20 protein-coding genes and 1 pseudogene are annotated in these 20,966 nt (G+C 70.0%); 18 read left to right on the top strand and 3 right to left on the bottom strand.

Annotation, left to right across the window (positions count from 1 at the left end; genetic code table 11):
* Positions 1 to 211 precede the first annotated feature (211 nt).
* The 11 genes and pseudogenes from BST15_RS22880 to xerD form a co-directional block, all read left to right on the top strand.
* A pseudogene (locus BST15_RS22880) lies at positions 212 to 1,162 on the top strand (hypothetical protein); the annotation flags it as partial.
* Positions 1,151 to 2,188: an HAD hydrolase-like protein gene (locus tag BST15_RS22875; RefSeq protein ID WP_046190392.1), complete on the top strand. Its 1,038-nt coding sequence runs from the start codon at positions 1,151 to 1,153 to the stop codon at positions 2,186 to 2,188. The pseudogene BST15_RS22880 and the gene BST15_RS22875, both read left to right, overlap by 12 nt.
* A 28-nt stretch (positions 2,189 to 2,216) precedes the next feature.
* A complete protein-coding gene (locus tag BST15_RS22205) occupies positions 2,217 to 2,393 on the top strand; it encodes a hypothetical protein (protein WP_165757144.1) in 177 nt (58 codons plus the stop codon).
* A 7-nt stretch (positions 2,394 to 2,400) separates the two neighbouring features.
* Positions 2,401 to 3,207, top strand: coding sequence for a TlyA family RNA methyltransferase (locus BST15_RS18665; protein WP_046190379.1), 807 nt, complete (start codon positions 2,401 to 2,403; stop codon positions 3,205 to 3,207).
* Positions 3,204 to 4,139 carry an NAD kinase gene (locus BST15_RS18660; RefSeq protein ID WP_046190380.1) on the top strand — a complete coding sequence of 312 codons (936 nt, stop codon included), beginning with the start codon at positions 3,204 to 3,206 and terminating at the stop codon, positions 4,137 to 4,139. The genes BST15_RS18665 and BST15_RS18660 overlap by 4 nt, the downstream gene beginning before the upstream one ends.
* Before the next feature lie 15 nt (positions 4,140 to 4,154).
* Positions 4,155 to 5,942, top strand: coding sequence for a DNA repair protein RecN (recN, locus tag BST15_RS18655; RefSeq protein ID WP_046190381.1), 1,788 nt, complete (start codon positions 4,155 to 4,157; stop codon positions 5,940 to 5,942).
* Positions 5,943 to 6,057: 115 nt separating this feature from the next.
* A complete protein-coding gene (steA, locus tag BST15_RS18650; RefSeq protein ID WP_046190382.1) occupies positions 6,058 to 7,239 on the top strand; it encodes a putative cytokinetic ring protein SteA in 1,182 nt (393 codons plus the stop codon).
* 37 nt (positions 7,240 to 7,276) lie between these two features.
* The gene (locus BST15_RS18645; RefSeq protein ID WP_046190383.1) at positions 7,277 to 8,239 is read left to right on the top strand and encodes a copper transporter; all 963 of its coding nucleotides are present in this window, start codon (positions 7,277 to 7,279) and stop codon (positions 8,237 to 8,239) included.
* 143 nt (positions 8,240 to 8,382) lie between these two features.
* A complete protein-coding gene (locus tag BST15_RS18640; RefSeq protein WP_046190393.1) occupies positions 8,383 to 10,176 on the top strand; it encodes a CTP synthase in 1,794 nt (597 codons plus the stop codon).
* A complete protein-coding gene (locus BST15_RS18635; RefSeq protein WP_046190384.1) occupies positions 10,169 to 10,792 on the top strand; it encodes an NUDIX domain-containing protein in 624 nt (207 codons plus the stop codon). The genes BST15_RS18640 and BST15_RS18635 overlap by 8 nt, the downstream gene beginning before the upstream one ends.
* Positions 10,793 to 10,830: 38 nt before the next feature.
* The gene (xerD, locus tag BST15_RS18630; RefSeq protein WP_046190394.1) at positions 10,831 to 11,745 is read left to right on the top strand and encodes a site-specific tyrosine recombinase XerD; all 915 of its coding nucleotides are present in this window, start codon (positions 10,831 to 10,833) and stop codon (positions 11,743 to 11,745) included.
* Between the two features lie 91 nt (positions 11,746 to 11,836).
* Here xerD and BST15_RS18625 read toward each other — a convergent pair whose 3' ends face one another.
* The gene (locus BST15_RS18625) at positions 11,837 to 12,592 is read right to left on the bottom strand and encodes an O-methyltransferase (protein ID WP_046190385.1); all 756 of its coding nucleotides are present in this window, start codon (positions 12,590 to 12,592) and stop codon (positions 11,837 to 11,839) included.
* Between the two features lie 113 nt (positions 12,593 to 12,705).
* Here BST15_RS18625 and BST15_RS18620 point away from each other — a divergent pair, with 113 nt between their 5' ends.
* From BST15_RS18620 to der, 6 genes are read left to right on the top strand one after another with little or no spacing between them, the layout of a single operon-like run.
* Positions 12,706 to 13,563 carry a ParA family protein gene (locus tag BST15_RS18620; protein ID WP_046190386.1) on the top strand — a complete coding sequence of 286 codons (858 nt, stop codon included), beginning with the start codon at positions 12,706 to 12,708 and terminating at the stop codon, positions 13,561 to 13,563.
* Positions 13,560 to 14,384 carry a segregation/condensation protein A gene (locus tag BST15_RS18615; RefSeq protein ID WP_046190387.1) on the top strand — a complete coding sequence of 275 codons (825 nt, stop codon included), beginning with the start codon at positions 13,560 to 13,562 and terminating at the stop codon, positions 14,382 to 14,384. The genes BST15_RS18620 and BST15_RS18615 overlap by 4 nt, the downstream gene beginning before the upstream one ends.
* Positions 14,385 to 14,398: 14 nt before the next feature.
* On the top strand, positions 14,399 to 15,184 hold the full coding sequence (gene scpB, locus BST15_RS18610) for an SMC-Scp complex subunit ScpB (RefSeq protein ID WP_046190395.1): 786 nt from the start codon (positions 14,399 to 14,401) through the stop codon (positions 15,182 to 15,184).
* Positions 15,184 to 15,939, top strand: coding sequence for a pseudouridine synthase (locus tag BST15_RS18605; RefSeq protein ID WP_046190388.1), 756 nt, complete (start codon positions 15,184 to 15,186; stop codon positions 15,937 to 15,939). Before scpB ends, BST15_RS18605 begins: the two co-directional genes overlap by 1 nt.
* Positions 15,936 to 16,622, top strand: coding sequence for a (d)CMP kinase (cmk, locus tag BST15_RS18600; protein ID WP_046190389.1), 687 nt, complete (start codon positions 15,936 to 15,938; stop codon positions 16,620 to 16,622). Before BST15_RS18605 ends, cmk begins: the two co-directional genes overlap by 4 nt.
* Entirely contained in the window at positions 16,619 to 18,028 is a 1,410-nt protein-coding gene (der, locus tag BST15_RS18595; RefSeq protein WP_046190396.1) for a ribosome biogenesis GTPase Der, read from the top strand. Before cmk ends, der begins: the two co-directional genes overlap by 4 nt.
* A 2-nt stretch (positions 18,029 to 18,030) precedes the next feature.
* On the opposite strand, the gene BST15_RS21870 is transcribed toward der, so the two are convergent.
* Positions 18,031 to 18,465 carry a hypothetical protein gene (locus BST15_RS21870; protein ID WP_046190390.1) on the bottom strand — a complete coding sequence of 145 codons (435 nt, stop codon included), beginning with the start codon at positions 18,463 to 18,465 and terminating at the stop codon, positions 18,031 to 18,033.
* Positions 18,466 to 18,526: 61 nt separating this feature from the next.
* On the opposite strand from BST15_RS21870, the gene BST15_RS18585 reads away from it, so the two are divergent.
* Positions 18,527 to 19,309: a sulfite exporter TauE/SafE family protein gene (locus BST15_RS18585; RefSeq protein WP_046190397.1), complete on the top strand. Its 783-nt coding sequence runs from the start codon at positions 18,527 to 18,529 to the stop codon at positions 19,307 to 19,309.
* A gap of 5 nt (positions 19,310 to 19,314) precedes the next feature.
* On the opposite strand, the gene BST15_RS18580 is transcribed toward BST15_RS18585, so the two are convergent.
* The gene (locus tag BST15_RS18580; RefSeq protein WP_083071106.1) at positions 19,315 to 20,949 is read right to left on the bottom strand and encodes a patatin-like phospholipase family protein; all 1,635 of its coding nucleotides are present in this window, start codon (positions 20,947 to 20,949) and stop codon (positions 19,315 to 19,317) included.
* Positions 20,950 to 20,966 lie beyond the last annotated feature (17 nt).

Genomic DNA, 20,966 nt, shown 5'->3' with positions numbered 1-20,966 from the left:
GCCGATGATACTGCCCACACGGGTGGAAAAGTAGGACACCGCCGAACACAATTTAAAGTCCTGTGCCCCCCAAGAAATTGGGGGGCACAGGCATTTCTCCTGTATTCCCCTAAGTAGCGCACGTCGACTGCGCGAATTGCGGCCGTGTCAAGAGGCCGGCGATCCCCGCCGTATCCTTTTCGGTAGCACTGTTACAACCGGAGGGCGCGAAGTGGCCGAACACGGCAAGGGCGGCGACGGGCCGCGGGGCGGCAGAGGCGCCGGAGATGCCGGGCGACGTGGTCGGCCCGGGCAGTCCAGTGGTGGGTCCTTCCGGGGATCGGGCGATCAGCGCCGTTCACCGCGCAGCTCCGGCCCCGACCGCGACCGTCGGCCCCAGCCGCGGCGTGATCACGATGGCAGCCCACGGCCCCCACGCGACCGCGACGGTGGCTCGCGGCCTGCCCGCGACTTCGACCGCTCGTCGCGTCCGACCCGGCCCGCCGCCGAGGTGGCCACGGCCCGCTACGACGACCCGCCGCTTCCCGAAGGTATCGAGCCCAAGCAGTTGGCGCCGGAAGTGCGCCGCGAGCTGAGCACGCTCAACCGTGCGACGGCGGACGCCGTAGCCTGCCACCTGGTGGCCGCCGGCATGCTGCTCGACGACGATCCCGCGGCCGCCCTGCTGCACGCCAAGGCGGCCCGCGCCCGGTCGACGCGGATCACCGCGGTCCGAGAAGCCGTCGGTATCGCCGCCTACCAGTGTGGGGACTGGGCGCAGGCCGCAGGGGAGCTGCGGGCGGCCCGGCGGATGGGCAGCAAGTCCGCGTTGCTGCCGCTGATCGCCGACTGCGAACGCGGCCTCGGTCGTCCCCAGCGGGCGATCGAACTGGCCACCGGCCCGGAGGCCGAACAGCTCGAGGGCGACGAAGCCGACGAGATGCGGATCGTCGTGGCCGGCGCCCGCGCGGACCTCGGCCAGGTGGAGCAGGCGCTGACGGTGCTGTCGTCGGCGCCGACCGACCCCGATCGGACCGGCTCGACGGTCGCCCGGCTGCACTACGCGCACGCCGAGACCCTGGTGGCCCTCGGGCGTGAATCCGAGGCTCTGGAATGGTTCCTGCGGGCCGCCGCCGCTGACACCGAAGGCATCACCGACGTCGAGGACCGGATCGCCGAACTCGGCGGCGCCGCGACGCTGGCCGAGGAGTACGACTGCCTGCTGCTGGATCTGGACGGCACCGTGTTCCGCGGCGGCGAGCCCACGGCCGGAGCCGTCGAGACCCTGGCCGAGATGGGCAGCCGGGCGCTGTACATCACCAACAACTCCTCCCGCGGCGCGGACGAGGTCGCGGCGCACCTGAACCAGCTGGGTTTCACCGCCACGGCGCAGGACGTCGCCACCAGCGGGCAGATCGCGGCGGGCCTGTTGGCTGGTCAGCTGCCTGCCGGAGCGCGGGTGCTGGTGCTGGGTTCGGATTCGCTGGCCGCCGAGATCAGCGCGGTTGGTCTGACTGCGGTACGGCTGGCCGCCGACGAGCCGGCGGCCGTCATCCAGGGCCTGTCGACCGAACTCGGTTGGGCGGACCTGGCCGAGGCGGCCCTGGCGATCCGGGCCGGCGCGGTGTGGATGACCACCAACGTCGACAAGACACTGCCGTCGGAGCGGGGCCTGCTGCCCGGCAATGGGTCGATGGTGGCCGCGTTGCGGGCCGCCACCGACGCCGAACCCCAGGTGGCCGGCAAGCCGGGTCCGGCGCTGCTCACCGCGGCCCTGGCGCGCGGCGAGTTCTACGCCCCACTGGTGGTGGGTGACCGGCTCGACACCGACATCGCCGCGGCCAACGCGGCCGCGCTGCCCAGCCTGATGGTGCTCACCGGGGTGAGCTCGGTGCGCGACGCCGTCGCGGCGGTCGCTGAGCAGCGGCCGACCTACCTCGGTCATGACCTGCGGTCACTCAACGTGGGCGCCGGGGTACTGGCGATCGGGCCGCAACCGAGCTGGGACGTCCAGGTGGACGGCACCACCGTCACCGTCGCGGCGGCACATCCGGTAGACGAGGGCGACGACGGGCTGTCGGTTGCGCGGGCCCTCGCCGCGGCGGTGTGGGAGGCGGACCTGGGCGGACGGGCGTTCACTGTGGCCGCCGCCGATCCCACCGCGGAAGCGGCGCTGCAGCAATGGGCCCTGCTCGGCACGTGGCCGTGAACGACATCGGCTAGCGTGAGTGACACCCATGAACAGTGAGATTGAGGACGTCCGGGCACGCATCGCGGCCGTGCTGGCCGAGCTGCCCGCGGAGGCCGAGCTGGCCGAGCTGCCGGCCCACAGCGATCTCAACGCCTTGGCGCAACGGCTCGAAGAGGCCCACCAGGTGCTGGTGCGGGCGCTGGAGTCGGTAGAGAAGGGCTGAGTCGGTCATGTCGCGGCGTGCTCGCGTCGATGCCGAACTGGTCCGGCGCGGATTGGCGCGGTCTCGTCAGCAGGCCGCCGAACTGATCGAGGCCGGCAAAGTCACCATCGACGGCATCCGTGCGGTCAAGCCGGCCACCGCTGTGGCCGTCACCGCGGCCCTGGCCGTGCTCGACGACGGCGAACGCACCTGGGTGTCGCGTGGGGCGCACAAGCTGATCGGTGCGTTGGACACCTTCGGGATCGCCGTGGAGGGCCGGCGCTGCCTGGACGCCGGGGCGTCGACGGGCGGGTTCACCGAGGTGCTGCTGGACCGCGGTGCCGGCCAGGTGGTGGCCGTCGACGTCGGCTACGGGCAGTTGGCCTGGTCGCTGCGCACCAACCCGCGCGTGGTGGTGATCGAACGCACCAATGTGCGCAGTCTGACCCCGGAGTCCATCGACGGTCCGGCGCAGCTGATCGTCGCCGACCTCTCATTCATCTCGCTGGCCACGGTGTTGCCCGCGCTGGCTGGCTGCGCGTCACCGGACGCCGATATCGTTCCGATGGTGAAGCCGCAGTTCGAGGTGGGACGACAGCAGGTGGGTGCCGGCGGCGTGGTGTCCGACCCGGCCCTGCGGGCTGATGCGGTGCTGTCGGTGGCCCGCCGCGCCGAAGAACTGGGGTGGGGCACCGTCGCCGTCACCGCAAGTCCACTGCCGGGACCGTCCGGCAACGTCGAATACTTTCTGCATCTGAGTGCGGCCACCGCGCCGCTGGCCGGCGAGGCGTTGCAGGCCGCCGTGCACGATGCCGTGGCGAAGGGCCCCCAATGACCAGCCAAGAGCGACAGCGCACGGTGCTGCTGGTGGTGCACAGTGGTCGAGAAGAGGCCACCGACACCGCCCGCCGCGTCGAGAAGGTGCTCGACGAACACGGCATCGCCCTGCGGGTGCTGACCGCCGAAGCCGTCGACCAGGGCTCCATGCACCTCGAGGGTGACGACGACCGCGAACTCGGCGTGGCGACCACTCCGGTGGATCCCGACACCGGTGCGGCCGAGGGTTGCGAGCTGGTGCTGGTGCTCGGCGGTGACGGCACCTTTCTGCGGGCCGCGGAGCTGGCGCGCAGCGCCGACATCCCGGTACTGGGCGTCAACCTGGGCCGGATCGGCTTTTTGGCCGAGGCCGAAGCCGACACCATCGATCAGGTCCTGGACAAGATCATCGCCCGCGACTACCGGGTGGAGGACCGGATGACGCTCGACGTCGTGGTGCGCGCCGACGGCGCGGTGATCGACAGCGGATGGGCGCTCAACGAGGCCAGCATGGAGAAGGGGCAGCGGTTGGGGGTGCTGGGCGTGGTCGTCGAGGTGGACGGGCGCCCGGTGTCGACGTTCGGCTGCGACGGAGTGCTGGTCTCGACCCCGACGGGATCGACCGCCTACGCCTTCTCCGCCGGTGGGCCGGTGCTCTGGCCGGACCTGGACGCCATCTTGGTGGTGCCCAACAACGCGCACGCGTTGTTCGCCCGGCCCATGGTCACCAGCCCCGCCTCCACGATCGCGATCGAGGTGGAGTCCAGCGACGGCCACCCCGCGCTGGTGTTCTGCGATGGGCGCCGCAAGATGCTCGTGCCCGCCGGCGGTCGCCTGGAGGTACAACGCGGCATCACCCCGGTGAAGTGGGCGCGGTTGGGCCGCTCACCGTTCACCGACCGGCTGGTGCGCAAGTTCCGGCTGCCCGTCACGGGTTGGCGCGGACAATGACGATGGTGCCCGCCGTTGCTCACTGAAATCCGAATCGAATCCCTGGGCGCCATCAGCGCGGCCACCGCTGAGTTCGACCGCGGCCTGACCGTGCTGACCGGGGAGACCGGCACCGGCAAGACGATGGTCGTCACCGGTCTGCACCTGTTGGGGGGCGCCCGCGCCGACGCCAACCGGGTGCGTTCCGGGGCCGCCCGCGCGGTGGTGGAAGGTAGGTTCTGCACCGCCGATCTGGCACAGTCCGCGGCCGCGCAGATCGACGAACTGCTGGAGGCTGCCGGGGCGGAGCGTGACGAGGACGGCAGCGTGATCGCGGCCCGCTCGGTCAGCCGCGACGGCCCCTCCCGGGCTTACCTGGGTGGTCGGGGGGTGCCGGCCAAATCGCTGACCGGTTTCACCGGCAGCCTGCTGACGCTGCACGGGCAGAACGACCAGCTGCGGTTGATGCGCCCGGAGGAACAGCGCGCGGCGCTGGATCGCTACGCCGCGGTGGGTGCCCGGCTGGAGCGCTACCGCAGCGCACGTGAGGCCTGGCAATCGGCACGCCGCGAGCTGGTCGAACGCCGCGACCGGGCCCGCGAACTGGCGCAGGAAGCCGACCGGCTGACGTTCGCCCTACGTGAGATCGATGCCGTCGACCCCCGAGCCGGGGAGGACGACGCGCTGACCGCCGAGATCCGGCGACTGTCCGAACTCGACGCGCTGCGCGCCGCGGCCGCCGGTGCGCGGGCGGCCCTGGCCGGGGGCTTCGGGGACGAGACCGACGCGCTCGCGGGGTCCGGTGGGCCGAGCTCGGCGACGGATCGGCTGGGTCAGGCCAAGTCGGCGCTGGCCGCCACCGACGACGCGGCGCTGCAGGCCCTGGGCGATCAACTCGGTGAGGCGCTCACCGTGGTCGGCGATGTGGCCCGCGAACTGGGTGCCTACCTCGATGACCTGCCCACTGGCACCGAGGCCCTCGACGCCAAGCTCGCCCGGCAGGCCGAGTTGCGCAGCCTGACCCGCAAGTACGCCGCCGACATCGACGGGGTGCTGGCCTGGGCCGCGCAGTCGCGGGAGCGCCTGAACCAGCTCGACGTCTCCGAGGAAGCGCTCGCCGGGCTGGCCCGCCGCGTCGACGAGCTGGGTGAGCAGGTGGCCAAGGCCGCCACCGACCTCAGCGCGGTACGCACCAAGGCGGCCGGTGGGCTGGCCAAGGCGGTCAGCGCCGAGTTGTCCGGACTGGCCATGGCCGACGCCGAGTTCAGCATCGCGGTCAGCGCCAGCCCGGCCGCCGCCGAGGATCCGGCCGCGTTGCGACTGCCGTCGGGGCAGATCGTGCACGCCGGAGCTGACGGCATCGATGACGTCGAGTTCGGGCTGGCCCCGCACCGCGGGATGACGGTGCTGCCGCTGGCCAAGAGTGCCTCCGGCGGGGAACTGTCGCGGGTGATGCTGGCGCTGGAGGTGGTGCTGGCCACCTCGTCGAAGCAGTCGGCCGGCACCACCATGGTGTTCGACGAAGTCGACGCCGGAGTGGGCGGACGGGCCGCGGTGCAGATCGGGCGGCGCCTGGCACGCCTGGCCCGCACCCACCAGGTGATCGTGGTGACACACCTGCCGCAGGTCGCGGCCTTCGCCGACGTGCACCTGATGGTCGAACCCACCGGGCGGTCCGGTGCCAGCGGGGTGCGGCGCCTGGCGGACGACGACCGGGTCGGGGAGCTGGCCCGGATGCTGGCCGGCCTGGGGGAGACCGACACCGCCCGGGCCCACGCGCGTGAGCTGCTGGATGCCGCCCGGGAGGATCGCGCCACGGGCTAGGACGGTGACAACCCGCGTCCGACCCTGTGACTGATGTGACGTGATGGAACTTCTGGGGCTGGTGTTACGGCGCGCCTCCCCAATATCACGCGCATTCCCCGACACAATCGCGCCCATGAAGATGTCTGCGCTGCTGTCTCGTAACACCGCCCGGCCCGGCCTCGTCGGTACGGCCCGCGTCGACCACGACATCGACCGGCTGCTGCGCAGGGTGGGGCCTGGCGACATCGTCGTCCTCGACATCCTCGACCTGGACCGGATCACCGCCGACGCACTGGTGGAGGCCCAGATCGCCGGGGTCGTCAACGCCTCGGCCTCGATCTCCGGGCGTTACCCGAACCTGGGTCCGGAGGTGCTCGTCGCCAACGGCGTCACGCTGATCGACGAAGCCGGACCCACGGTGTTCAAGAAGATCCGCGACGGCGCCAAGGTCCGCCTGTACAACGGTGCCGTCTACTCCGGCGACCGCCGGCTGGCCCGCGGTGTCGAACGCAGCGACATCGAGATCGCGGACATGATGATGGAGGCCAAGACCGGCCTGGTGGCCCACCTGGAGTCGTTCGCCGGCAACACCATCGAGTTCATTCGCAGCGAGAGCCCGCTGCTGATCGACGGGATCGGCATTCCCGAGATCGATGTGGACCTGCGGCGCCGCCACGTGGTGCTGGTCGGCGACGAAGACACCGCCACCGAAGACCTCAAGTGCCTCAAGCCGTTCATCAAGGAGTACCAGCCCGTGCTGATCGGCGTCGGCGCCGGAGCCGACGTGCTGCGCAAGGCCGGGTATCGCCCCCAGCTGATCGTCGGCGACCCCGACCTGATGAGCGCCGAGGTACTGCGCTGCGGATCCCAGGTGGTGCTGCCCGCCGACGCGGACGGCCACGCACCGGGCCTGGAGCGCATTCAGGATCTCGGCGTCGGTGCCATGACCTTCCCGGCCGCCGGTTCCGCGATGGACCTGGCGCTGCTGCTGGCCGACCACCACGGTGCGGCCCTGCTGGTGACTGCCGGGCACACGGCCAACATCGAGACCTTCTTCGACCGCTCCCGCCAACTGAGCAACCCGTCGATGTTCATGACGCGGCTCAAGGTCGGCCAGAAATTGGTGGATGCCCGCGCCGTGGCCACGCTCTACCGCAACCGGATCTCGGCCGGCGCCATCGCGCTGTTGGTGCTGACCATGCTGATGGCGATCATTGTGGCGCTGTGGGTCTCGCGGACCGACGCCGTGGTGCTCGAGTGGCTGGGCAACTACTGGCACCACCTGACGCAGTGGCTGCGGCACTGGGTGACCTAACCAGGATCGACAGAGAAGAAACGGGGTCGGCACCGCAATGATCACCCCTCGCTACCACGCGATGTCGCTGACGGCCGTACTGCTGGCACTGGTGTTCGGCGTCGTCCTGGGCTCCGGCCTGCTGTCGGGCCCCTTGATGGCCGGCCTGCAGTCGGACAAGGAAGACCTGCGTGAGCAGATCGACGCACTGCATGACCAGCACACCGCGCTGAGCGAACGGCTGCGCAACGCCAACGAGTTCGACGCCCAGATGGCCCCCCGCATGGTGCACGACGCGCTGAACGGGAAATCCACGGTGGTGTTTCGGACCCCCGATGCCGCCGACAGCGATGTCGAAGGTGTCATCCGGATCATCGGGCTGGCCGGCGGCACCGTCACCGGCACGGTCACCCTGACGCCCCAATTCGTCGACGGCAGCGCGGAGGAGAAGCTGCGCGCCGTGCTGGAATCGGGGATCGTGCCCGCCGGTGCGCAACTGAGCACCGAACTCGTCGACCAGGACGCCCAGGCCGGTGATCTGCTCGGGATCGCACTGCTGGTCAATGCACCCCATCCGCCCGAGCCTGCCGCCCCGGCCACCCCACCGGTCGACGATGCCCAGCGCGGCACCGTACTGGCCGCGCTGCGTGACACCGGTTTCATCACCTATGGCCAGGAGCGCTTCGCTCCGGCCAACGCGGCCGTGGTGATCGCCGGCGGCGCGCTGGCCGAAGACGCCGGCACCAGCGGCCTGAGCGTGGCGCGGTTCGCCGCGGCGCTGGCCCCGCACGGGTCGGCCACGGTGCTGGCCGGACGGGACGGGTCGGCGTCGGGCACCGCGGCGGTGGCCATGGCCCGCACCGATCCGGCCGTGGCCGGAACCATCAGCACGGTCGATGATGTGGACATCGAGTCGGGCCGCATCACCACCGTCATGGCCGTGAGCAGCCTCATCGGTGGCGGCAAGCCCGGGCAGTACGGCATCGGCCACGGCGCCGCATCGGTCACCCTGGCGCAATAGCGCCGCTTGTACCACGCGCGGTATCCGAAGGCTGCTGGGCGTGTCTGGAGCCCAGACGCCGGGTCGATGTTAGGGTGAGATTCCGTGGGTCGGCAGGCCCTCAAGTTCCTGCGCCGTCGTCACGGAGGTTGGTGTTGCCACCACTGCGAAAGCATCCGCAAACCGAGCCGAAGCATCTCTTCGTCACGGGCGGAGTTGCGTCCTCGCTGGGTAAGGGTTTGACCGCAAGTAGCCTGGGCCAGTTGTTGATAGCCCGGGGTCTACAGGTCACCATGCAGAAGCTGGACCCTTATCTCAACGTCGATCCTGGGACCATGAACCCGTTCCAGCACGGTGAGGTGTTCGTCACCGAGGACGGCGCCGAGACCGACCTCGACGTCGGTCACTATGAGCGATTCCTGGACCGCGACCTGTCCGGTTCGGCGAATGTCACCACGGGCCAGGTGTATTCGACGGTCATCGCCAAGGAACGCCGCGGTGAATACCTCGGCGACACGGTGCAGGTGATCCCGCACATCACCGACGAGATCAAACGGCGCATCCTGGCGATGTCCGAGCCCGATGCCGACGGCATGCGCCCCGACGTGGTGATCACCGAGATCGGCGGCACCGTCGGCGACATCGAGTCGCAGCCCTTCCTGGAAGCCGCCCGTCAGATCCGCCACGACGTGGGCCGCGACAACGTGTTCTTCCTGCACGTGTCCCTGGTGCCCTACCTGGCCCCGTCCGGTGAGCTCAAGACCAAGCCCACCCAGCACTCGGTGGCCGCGCTGCGCAGCATCGGCATCACCCCCGACGCGCTGATCCTGCGTTGTGACCGCGACGTCCCCGAAGCGCTGAAGAACAAGATCGCGCTGATGTGCGACGTCGACATCGACGGCGTGATCTCCACCCCGGACGCTCCGTCGATCTATGACATCCCCAAGGTGCTGCACCGCGAGGAACTCGACGCCTATGTGGTGCGCCGCCTCAACCTGCCGTTCAAGGATGTCGACTGGACCGAGTGGGACGAGCTGCTGCGGCGGGTCCACGAACCCCACGAGACCGTACGAATCGCGTTGGTGGGCAAGTACATCGACCTGTCGGACGCCTACCTGTCGGTCACCGAGGCGCTGCGGGCCGGCGGCTTCACCCACTTCGCGAAGGTCGAGATCCACTGGGTGGCCTCCGACGCGTGCGAGACGCCGGCCGGTGCCGCCGCCGCGCTGGGGGACATGCACGGCGTGCTGATTCCGGGCGGCTTCGGCATCCGGGGCATCGAAGGCAAGATCGGCGCCATCGCCTACGCCCGCACCCACGCGCTGCCGGTGCTGGGACTGTGCCTGGGCCTGCAGTGCATCGTGATCGACGCGGCCCGCGTTGCCGGGATCACCGATGCCAGCTCGGCGGAGTTCGACCCCGAGACCCCCGACCCGGTGATCGCGACCATGGCCGATCAGCAGGACGCGGTCGCCGGGACCGCCGATCTGGGCGGCACCATGCGGTTGGGCGCCTACCCGGCCGTGCTGGAAGCGGATTCGATTGTGGCCGAGGCGTATCAGGCCACCGAGGTCTCCGAGCGTCACCGGCATCGCTTCGAGGTCAACAACGCCTACCGCGACCGGATCGCCGAGAGCGGGCTGCGCTTCTCCGGAACGTCCCCGGACGGCAAGCTGGTGGAGTTCGTCGAGTACCCCCGCGACGTGCACCCGTTCCTGGTGGGCACCCAGGCCCACCCGGAGCTCAAGAGCCGGCCCACCCGGGCGCACCCGCTGTTCGCCGCGTTCATCGGCGCCGCCATGGACTACAAGGCAGCCGAGCGGTTGCCGGTGGAGATCCCCGAGCACGCCCACGAGCCGCACGGCGCCGATCACGCACCCGAAGGGCGTGGGGGCAGTGCTCAGCCGTTGACCGATCCCAACCAAGAAGCGCTGCCGGAACACGTCACCCGTGGCTGACCACGTCTTTACGACCACGTCGTCGCAGCTGCTGCACAGCGGCAAGATCTTTGCGCTGCGCCGCGACGAGGTCGTGATGCCGGGCGGTGCCACGGCCATCCGTGAGGTCGTCGAGCACTTCGGCGCGGTCGCGGTGGTCGCGCTGGACGAGCAGGGCCGGATCCCGCTGATCTACCAGTACCGTCACGCGCTGGGCCGCCGGTTGTGGGAGCTTCCCGCCGGACTGCTCGACGTCGGTGGCGAACCGGCGCACCAGACCGCCGGCCGCGAACTTCTCGAAGAGGCGGGTCTGACGGCCACCGGCTGGAAGGTGTTGGTGGACCTGGCCTCCACCCCGGGATTCTCCGACGAGTCGGTCCGGGTCTATCTGGCCACCGGGCTGACCGAGGTGGATCGCCCCGAAGCCCACGACGAAGAGGCCGATCTGCAATTGCAGTGGTATCCACTGGCCGAGGCCGCCCAGATGGTGTTCCGCGGTGAGATCGTCAATGCCATTGCGGTAGCGGGCATTCTGGCCGCCTATACCCACAGTCAGGGGTTCGCGGAGTTACGTGACCTCGGCGCCGAGTGGATCGATCGCCCGCGGGCGTTCGCCGCAAGGCAGCAACGGCCGTGACCGCGGCGGCCCAGCCGGTGTGCCCGTTGAACGGGCAGATGCAGGGGTATCTGGACCACCTGACCATCGAGCGCGGGGTCGCGGCCAACACGTTGAGTTCCTATCGGCGCGATCTGCGCCGCTACCGCGAGCACCTGGTGTCGCGCGGTGTCGAAGACCTGGCCGGGGTCGCCGAAGGTGATGTCACCGAATTTCTGGTGGCGCTGCGCCGCGGCGACCCGGACAACGGCGTGCCCGCACTGTCGGCGGTCTCGGCGGGACGTGCCCTGATCGCGGTGCGAGGGCTGCACCGGTTCGCCGCCGCCGAGGGCTTGGTGGCGGCCGACGTGGCGCGTTCGGTCAAGCCGCCCACCCCGGGGCGCCGCCTGCCCAAGAGCCTGACCGTGGACGAGGTGGCCGCGCTGCTGGCCGGCGCCGGTGGCGAGAGCGCCTCGGACGGCCCGCTGACGCTGCGCAACCGCGCCCTGCTGGAGATGCTGTACTCCACCGGATCGCGCATCTCGGAGGCCGTGGGACTGGATCTCGACGACATCGACGTCGCCGACCGGTCGGTGCTGCTGCACGGCAAGGGCGGCAAGCAGCGCCTGGTGCCGGTGGGCCGTCCCGCGGTGGCGGCGCTGGATGCCTACCTGGTGCGGGGCCGCCCGGAGTTGGCGGGGCGTGGCCGCGGCACCCCGGCGGTGTTCCTCAACGCCCGCGGCGGTCGGCTCTCGCGCCAAAGCGCCTGGCAGGTGTTGCAAGACGCCGCCGAGCGGGCCGGGATCACCGCGAAGGTGTCACCGCACACACTGCGTCACTCGTTTGCCACACATCTGCTCGACGGCGGCGCCGACGTGCGCGTGGTGCAGGAACTGCTCGGCCACGCCTCGGTGACCACCACCCAGATCTACACCCTGGTGACCGTCAACGCCCTGCGCGAGGTGTGGGCCGGCGCCCATCCCCGCGCCCGCTGATTCCCCCCTTTGCGCGAGCGTGCGTGTCTGCCCGCCGACACGCCGCCAGAACTGTCAGTTCGTGCACGCCCGCGGCACGCACACCCGCTGACTAACCGCCCAGATACGTCGACTCCAGCACCAGATCGTGCAGCAGGCTCTGATACTCCACGTGGGTGCGATGCTCGACGGTGTCCCAGTGGGAACCCTGCTGGGCCTGCATGTACTCGCGGTAGCGCGGCGCTCCGGGAACCTTGACGTTGTCGGCCACCACCACCGCGCCCGGATGCAGCCAACCCCGGTCCAGGATGGCCTGCAGGTCAGGCAGGTAGGCGTCCTTGTCGTGGTCGATGAACAGAAAATCCAGCCCGCCGGCGGCGAAGCCATGCTTGGCGGTCAGGGTGTCCAGGGTGCGTCCGCCGTCACCGAGGGTGCCCACCACGCAGGTCACCCTGTCGGCCACCCCGGCATGCGCCCAGATCCGCCGGGCGTTGGCGGCGTTGGCCTCGGCCAGCTCGATCGAGTAGATCCGTGCCGCCGGCGCCGCCCGCGCGATGCGCAGCGCGCTGTAGCCGCAATAGGTGCCCAGCTCCAGGGCCAGCGCCGGATGGGCCCGGGCGACCGCGGCGTCGAGCAGCAGGCCCTTCTCGTCACCGATGTTGATCAGCAAAGACTTCTCGTAGGCGAACTCGTCGATGCGCGCGATCACGTCGTCGATGTCACCGGACCGGGCGTTGGCGAGCACGAAGTCGACCGCCGCGGCCTCGCGGCCGTCGCCGATCTGTCCGGTGGTGACGATGTTGCGTGCGCCGGTCGCCATGCGCAGGAACGACCACCGCAGGAAGGGGAGACGTCGTTTCAGGCTCATAGTGGCGATCTTATGGCCGCCGGCGCCCACAATCACTGGTCATGTGGCTAATACAGCTGCCGGTCACCTATTAGACTTCTGCGGATGTCCGCCACCACAGCGCCGGTCCGGCCATGAGCGACGACGACAGCCCCGGCGTCGGCTTGACGGGACGTCCGCCGCGGAATATCCCCGAACCGCAGCCCCGTTCGACGCACGGCCCGGCCAAGGTCATCGCGATGTGCAACCAGAAGGGGGGCGTCGGCAAGACGACCTCCACCATCAATCTCGGTGCTGCGCTGGCCGAATACGGCCGTCGCGTGCTGTTGGTGGACCTGGACCCGCAGGGCGCCCTGTCGGCCGGGCTCGGGGTACCGCACTACGACCTGGCACATACCGTCCACAATCTGCTGGTCGAACCGCGCGTGGGTATCGACGACGTGGTGGTGCACACCGGGGTGGAGAACCTGGACCTGGTGCCGTCCAACATCGACCTGTCCGCCGCGGAGATTCAGCTGGTCAACGAGGTGGGGCGCGAGCATTCGCTGGCCCGGGCGCTGAGGCCGGTGCTGGACCGCTACGACTACCTGCTGATCGACTGCCAGCCGTCGCTGGGCCTGCTCACCGTCAACGGGCTGGCCTGCGCCGACGGCGTGGTGATTCCGACCGAATGCGAGTACTTCTCGCTGCGCGGCCTGGCCCTGCTGACCGACACCGTCGACAAGGTCCGTGACCGGCTCAACCCCAAGCTGGAGATCAGCGGAATCCTGCTGACCCGCTATGACCCCCGCACGGTCAACTCCCGCGAGGTCATGTCGCGGGTGGTCGAACGCTTCGGCGACTTGGTGTTCGACACGGTGATCACCCGCACCGTGCGGTTCCCCGAAACCACCGTGGCGGGCGAGCCCATCACCACCTGGGCGCCGAAATCGGGCGGCGCGCAGGCCTATCGCGCCTTGGCCCGCGAAGTCATCGACCGATTCGGCGCGTGAACGCCGACGCCCAGACGCCCGACACCCCCGCCGATGCAAGCGGCTTCCAGGTCCGGCTGACCAACTTCGAGGGTCCGTTCGACCTGTTGCTGCAACTGATCTTCGCGCACCGGCTCGACGTCACCGAGGTGGCGCTGCACCAGGTCACCGATGACTTCATCGCCTACACCCGCGACGTCGGCGCGCAGCTGGAGCTCGAAGAGACCACGGCCTTTCTGGTGATCGCCGCGACACTGCTCGACCTCAAAGCGGCCCGGCTGCTGCCGGCCGGTCAGGTCGACGACGAAGAGGACCTGGCGCTGCTGGAGGTCCGCGACCTGCTGTTCGCGCGTCTGCTGCAGTACCGGGCGTTCAAGCACGTCGCGCAGATGTTCGCCGAACTGGAGGCCGCCGCCCTGCGCAGTTACCCGCGCGCGGTCGCGCTGGAAGACGGCTTCGCCAACCTGCTGCCCGAAGTCATGCTCGGGGTCGACGCCGAGTCGTTCGCGCAGATCGCCGCGGCCGCGTTCACGCCGCGTCCGGTCCCGGTGGTGGGCCTCGAACACCTGCATCAGGTGATGGTGTCGGTGCCCGAGCAGGCCGGTGTGGTGTTGCGGCTGTTGGAGGCTCGCGGCACCGGGCAGTGGGCGTCGTTCTCCGAGCTGGTGGCCGACTGTTCGATGCCGATCCAGATCGTCGGCCGCTTCCTGGCGCTGCTCGAACTGTATCGGGCCAGGGCGGTAGCATTTGAGCAGTCAGAACCACTTGGTGTGCTCCAGGTGTCGTGGACGGGGGAACGTCCCACCAATGAAGACCTGGTGAAAGCAGAATCGGCCGAGTAGTGCGAGACGAATTGATGACTGACCACATGCCCGACTCCGACGTGTCGGAAGTCGCGGAACCAGCCGAGGCTGCCGAGGCATCCGAGGCGGTCGCCGACCCCGAGGCGGCGGCGCCGCCCGTCGGCCCGTCGGGCTCGGATCTGGGGATCGATGTGGCCCTGGCTCCCGAGCTCGAAGATGCCGAGCTCGGGTCGGTGCTCGAAGCCCTGCTGCTGGTGGTGGACACGCCGGTGCCGGTGGAGGCGTTGGCGGCCGCCACCGACCAGCCGGTCTACCGGATCACCGCCAAGCTGCGGACCATGGCCGAGGAATTCACCGAACGTGACAGCGGCATCGACCTGCGCGAAGCCGGCGGCGGCTGGCGGCTCTACACCCGCGCCCGGTTCGCCCCGTATGTGGAGCGGCTGTTGCTCGACGGCGCCCGCTCCAAGCTGACCCGCGCCGCGCTGGAGACCCTGGCCGTGGTGGCCTACCGCCAGCCCGTGACCCGGGCCCGGGTCAGCGCGGTGCGCGGTGTCAACGTCGACGCGGTGATCCGGACCCTGGTGGCGCGCGGCCTGATCACCGAAGCCGGCGCCGACCCCGACACCGGTGCGGTGACGTTCGCCACCACCGAACTTTTCCTGGAGCGGCTCGGTCTGTCATCACTGACCGACCTGCCCGACATCGCGCCGCTGTTGCCCGATGTCGACGTGATCGATGAAATGAGCGAAACCCTGGACAGCGAACCGCGTTTCATGAAACTGGGCGGCGCCCCCGCGGCCGATCAGCCGCTGACCTTCGATGTGGACCACCTCTGATGGCGTGGCCGGACGAAGAACAGGAAGGCGTGCGCCTGCAGAAGGTGCTGTCGCAGGCCGGGGTCGCCTCACGCCGGGTCGCCGAGCGGATGATCCGCGACGGACGCGTCGAGGTCGACGGCAAGGTGGTCACCGAACTGGGCACCCGGGTGGACCCGAGTGCGTCGGTGATCCGCGTCGACGGCGCTCGGGTGACCGTCGATGACACCCGGGTCTATCTGGCGCTGAACAAGCCGCGCGGCGTGCATTCGACCATGTCCGACGAACGCGGACGCCCCTGCATCGGCGACTACGTCGAGCACCGGGTTCGCGGTGACGCCAAGCTGTTTCACGTGGGGCGCCTGGACGCCGACACCGAAGGTCTGATGCTGCTGACCAACGACGGGGAGCTGGCGCACCGACTGATGCATCCGTCCTATCGGGTGCCCAAGACCTATGTGGCCACCGTGCTGGGCGCAGTCCCGCGCGGGCTGGGCAAGAAGCTGCGCGAGGGCGTCGAACTGGACGACGGGCCGGCGAAAGTCGACGACTTCGCGGTGGTCGACGCCGTGCCGGGTAAGTCCATGGTGCGGGTGACGCTGCACGAGGGACGTAAGCGGATCGTGCGGCGACTGCTGGCAGCCGTCGGATTCCCGGTACAGGAACTGGTACGCACCGACATCGGTTCGGTGACGCTGGGCGAGCAGCGCGCCGGCAGCATCCGGGCGTTGACCGGCAAGGAGATCGGGGAACTCTACAAGGCGGTCGGGTTGTGAGCACGCGCGCGCCCGTGGTCGCCATCGACGGTCCAGCCGGAACCGGAAAGTCAACAGTGGCAAGGGGATTGGCGCAGGCCCTAGGGTCACGCTATCTGGACACCGGCGCCATGTACCGGGTCGTCACCCTGGCAGTGCTGCGTGCCGGGATCTCCCTGGATGACGCCGAGGCCATCGGCGGGATCGCCGAGCGCGTCGAGGTCGCCGTGGACTCCCAGCCCGACGGCGACCGCGCCTTCCTGGGTGATGAGGACGTGTCTCGGGAGATCCGCGGTGACGAGGTGACCCGCGCGGTGTCGGCCGTGGCGGCCGTTCCCGCCGTGCGCACCCGGCTGGTGGCCGTTCAGCAGCAGCTGGCGGCCGGTGGCGGCGTGGTGGTGGAAGGCCGCGACATCGGCACCGTGGTGCTGCCCGAGGCCGACGTGAAGATCTTCCTGACCGCCTCGGCCGAGACGCGGGCACGCCGGCGCAACGACCAGAACATCGCGGCCGGACTGGGCGACGACTACGCCGGCGTGCTGGCCGATGTGCGTCGCCGCGACGAGTTGGATTCCACGAGGGCGGTGTCGCCGTTGCGGCCCGCCGACGACGCGGTGATCGTGGACACCGGTGACATGACCCAGGCGCAGGTGATCGATCACCTGCGGGACCTGGTTGAGCAGCATTGCGGGGCGATCCGATGACCGACGGAACCTGGGTAGACGAAAGCGACTGGGAGATCGGCGAAGAGGGCGGTTTCGACGAACTCGTCGAGGACTCCGGCCCACCGCCCGTGGTGGCCGTGGTGGGCCGTCCCAACGTCGGCAAGTCGACGCTGGTCAACCGGATCCTGGGCCGCCGCGAAGCCGTGGTGCAAGACCTGCCCGGGGTGACCCGCGACCGGGTCTCCTACGACGCGCTGTGGACCGGTCGCCGTTTCGTGGTGCAGGACACCGGCGGCTGGGAGCCCGACGCCAAGGGTCTGCAGCAGCTGGTGGCCGAGCAGGCCGCGGTGGCGATGCGCACCGCCGACGCGGTGATCCTGGTGGTGGACGCGGTGGTCGGTGCCACCGCCGGCGACGAGGCCGCCGCGCGGATTCTGCGCCGCTCCGGCAAGCCGGTGTTCTTGGCCGCCAACAAAGTTGACAGTGAGCGGGCCGAGGCGGATGCGGCCGCACTGTGGTCGCTGGGAATCGGTGAGCCCTACACGGTCAGTGCACTGCACGGGCGCGGGGTGGCCGATCTGCTCGACGAGGTGATCGCCAAGCTGCCCGAGGTGGCCGAGACCGCCGGCGGCGGGGGAGGACCGCGCCGCGTGGCGCTGGTGGGCAAACCCAACGTGGGAAAGAGCTCGCTGCTCAACCGGTTGGCCGGAGCCGAGCGGTCGGTCGTCCACGACGTGGCCGGCACCACCGTGGACCCGGTGGACTCGCTGATCGAAATGGACGGCAAGATCTGGCGTTTCGTCGACACCGCCGGGCTGCGCCGCAAAGTCGGCCAGGCCAGCGGACACGAGTTCTACGCCTCGGTGCGCACCCACGGCGCGATCGACGCCGCCGAAGTGGTGATCGTGCTGGTGGATTCGTCGCTGCCGCTGACCGAGCAGGATCAGCGGGTGATCTCGATGGTGGTTGAGGCGGGCCGGGCGGTGGTGCTGGCCTACAACAAGTGGGACCTGGTCGACGAGGACCGGCGTTACCTGCTGGACAAGGAGATCGACCGGGACATGGCCCGCCTCGCGTGGGCGCCTCGGGTGAACATCTCGGCGAAAACCGGTCGCGCCATGCAGAAGTTGGTGCCCGCGCTGGAGACCTCGCTGGCCTCCTGGGACAAGCGGATCTCCACCGGACAGCTCAACAACTGGCTCAAAGAGGTGGTCGCCGCGACACCGCCGCCGGCGCGCGGCGGCCGTGCACCGCGCATCCTGTTCGCCACCCAGGCGGCGTCACGGCCCCCGACATTCGTGTTGTTCACCTCGGGATTCCTCGAGGCCGGCTATCGCCGCTTCCTGGAGCGGCGGCTGCGTGAAGAATTCGGATTCGAGGGCAGCCCGATCCGGATCAACGTGCGGATGCGCGAGAAGCGCGGCGCCCCCAAGCGTTCACGCTGACCCTAGCCGTTCTTGGTGAGCTGAAAGTCCCACTGGCCCACCACACCGCCGGCGGGCCCGCGCCCGCACTGCGCCGCGGTGGCGGTGGTCCACTGGCCGGCCAGGGTCACCGCGTCGAAGCTGACGGTCTTGGTGACCGGCAACGGGGTGTGATCCACCGGGCAGTCCATGCTGCCGCCGCCGGTGTACTCCCAGCGGCCGCCGTTGAGGTGGAACTGCGCGTTCTGTAGCCAGCGTTCCCCGTCAACGCTGGTGCAGGCCGGCCCGCACGGGGTGAAGGTCCACGTCGCCGCGCGCTGCGAGGGCCCATGCTGGGCGGTGAAGGCATACGGGCCCGAGGGCACCTCCGGGTCGGCCTGGGCCGCCGGCGGCGCCCCGAGGGCGAACAACAGCGCGCCGGCAGCAGCGCTGGCCCGCTTTCCCGTAGTGCCGATCATCGCGTCACCCTCTCTGCTCGGCCGTTCAAACCCGGTGCACGACCAGCGTAGGGTGCTGCAGATGCCGGTATCGCAGATGGTGCTGATCCTCCTGGCAGGGGTGGGTGCGGGCGCGATCAACGCCCTGGTTGGCTCGGGCACCCTGATCACCTTCCCGACGCTGGTGACACTCGGATTCGCGCCGCTGACCGCCACCATCTCCAATGCGATCGGCCTGGTGGCCGGTGGCATCTCCAGCACCTGGGCCTACCGCCGCGAACTGCGGGGCCAGTGGGACCGGCTGCGCTGGCAGATACCGGGATCGCTGCTGGGGGCGGTGCTGGGCGCCTACCTGCTGCTGCACCTGCCCGAAAGCGTGTTCAACCGGATCGTGCCGGCGCTGCTGGTCGGTGCCCTGGCGCTGGTGGTGATCGGCCCGAAGATCCAGTCGTTGGCGCAGCAGCGCGCGGCGGCGGAGGGCCGCTCCCTCGACGAGCTCAGTGGCCGCCGGTTGGCGGCCCTGGCGATCGGCACGTTCGCGGTGGGTGTGTACGGCGGCTACTTCGCCGCGGCCCAAGGCATTCTGCTGGTGGGCGTCATGGGCGTGCTTCTGCCGGAGTCGATGCAGCGGATGAACGCCGCGAAGAACCTGCTGACGCTGATCGTCAACGTGGTGGCCGCAGCCGCCTACATCGGCACCGCATTTGACCGGATCAGTTGGCCCGCAGCAGGATTGATCGCCGTCGGGTCGCTGATCGGCGGATTCCTGGGCGGCCACTACGGGCGCCGGCTGTCGCCGAACGCCCTGCGCGCGGTGATCCTGGTGGTCGGATTGATCGGGCTCTACCGGCTGTTGACGGTGTAGCCGCCTCAGGCCGGGTTCTGCCGGCGCCAGCGTTCCCAGCGGCTGCGCGGCGCCTGGGCTGAGGCCATCACCTCATCCATGGAGGCGGCGTGCGGGTGCTCGGGTTGCGCGGGCGCCGCCGGTGTCACCACCGCGGGCTGGGTGCCCTCCCACCAGACCGGTTGCAGCAGTGCCGAAACCACCGGGACGGCATGCTCGACGCTCTTGCGGCCCCACTGGCAGGCCCGGTCGATGGTGGCCGCCGACGGCGCCAGGTTCACCGGTGACAGGGTGGGGGAGAACCGGACCAGATGGTCGGCATAGGGGGCGTTGCGCACCATCTGCAGCTGGATGGCCTGCGTGATGGGCACCAGCCACAGGTGCTTGGGATCCCACTGCGGGTGGAAGCAGTCGAAGGCCAGGTAGCAGGCGTTGCGGCTGCCCAGCCGGCCCGCGCGGACCCGCTTCCAGGCCAGCTCCAGCGGCACATTGCTGGCCGCGCCGCCGTCCACCAGGGCGCCCACGTCATTGTCGGCCAGCAGCGCGTCGAACATCGGCGCCATGGCCGGATCCTTGGGCTCGTGGTGCAGCACCCCGGGGATAGCCGAGGAGAACGACGCCGCATCCACCACGTTGACGTCGCGGTCGGGGTTGTCGCCGCCGATCACGATCGGGGTCACCACCCGCGGGTCGATGAACGCCGCGGTCTGCCACATCCGCGTGGCCAACTGCGGGCCCAAACCGATCGACAGGTAGGGCAACGAGCGCAGCTGCAGCGCGGCCAGGTTCTGCCCGCGGTAACGCCCCGGCAGCGCGGCGAAGGGCTGGCGGCGCACCCCGGCCACCACCGCGTCGAACGGAATCGCCAGATCCGACATCCGCATCGGCTCGCCGTCCTCGCGGCGGAACATCGCGTCGGCGAACAGGTCGAAGTTCAGGGCGAACACACCGGTCAGGCCGTGGCGGCGTCGCGGCCGGTCGGGGCCCAGGATGGCGCGAAACGACACCGTCTTGGCCCACTGGATGTACTCCTCGATGGGCACCGGCAGCGTGCGGCTGACCACCGAACCCAGGATGGAGCCGAACGACGAGCCGATCAGGTAGTCGGGCACCGCCCCGGACTCCAGCAGGGCCTCCATGCCGCCGATGTAGACGAAGCCGGCTCCGCCACCCCCGCCGAGCACGGTGACCAGTTTCTTGTGGCCCACCTCGGCATCGAGTTCGGTCAGGGAGAAGGCATTGCCGTGGCGTTCGGCCACCAGGCGACGCTGCTCGTCTTGTTCGGACGTCAGTACCCCGAGGGCGTCGCGGGCGGCGACCAGCGCCATCGCCGGGTCGCGCTCTTCGCGCAGCGGGCCGCGCAGGGTGTCGGCGACCTTGGCTCGCCACCCGGCCAGCTCCGCGCCCACCGACACATCGCCGCGGCCCCGGGTGCCGCCCGGGCCGGCCGCGCCGGGCTCGAAGTCGTCCAGGCGGGCGAAGTTGAGCAGGTACCGCAGCTTGCGCAGTTGGTCGGCGCTGAGCACGTCGGGGCGCCGCAGAGTGTGCCGGATGAGGCGGTTCTCCATCTTCTGCAGCAGCAAGACGGTGTCGCGGGTGTCGACGACGTCGACGACTTCGGCGGTACTGGCGGGGTCCCCGCTGTTCTCGGGGGCGCTCATCGGCGTGGGGGCAGGAT

It is taken from the genome of Mycolicibacter arupensis (assembly GCF_002086515.1).
Classification (GTDB): domain Bacteria; phylum Actinomycetota; class Actinomycetes; order Mycobacteriales; family Mycobacteriaceae; genus Mycobacterium; species Mycobacterium arupense.
The sequence above is the reverse complement of the archived record's forward strand: the minus strand, read 5'-3'. Positions and strand labels throughout refer to the sequence as shown.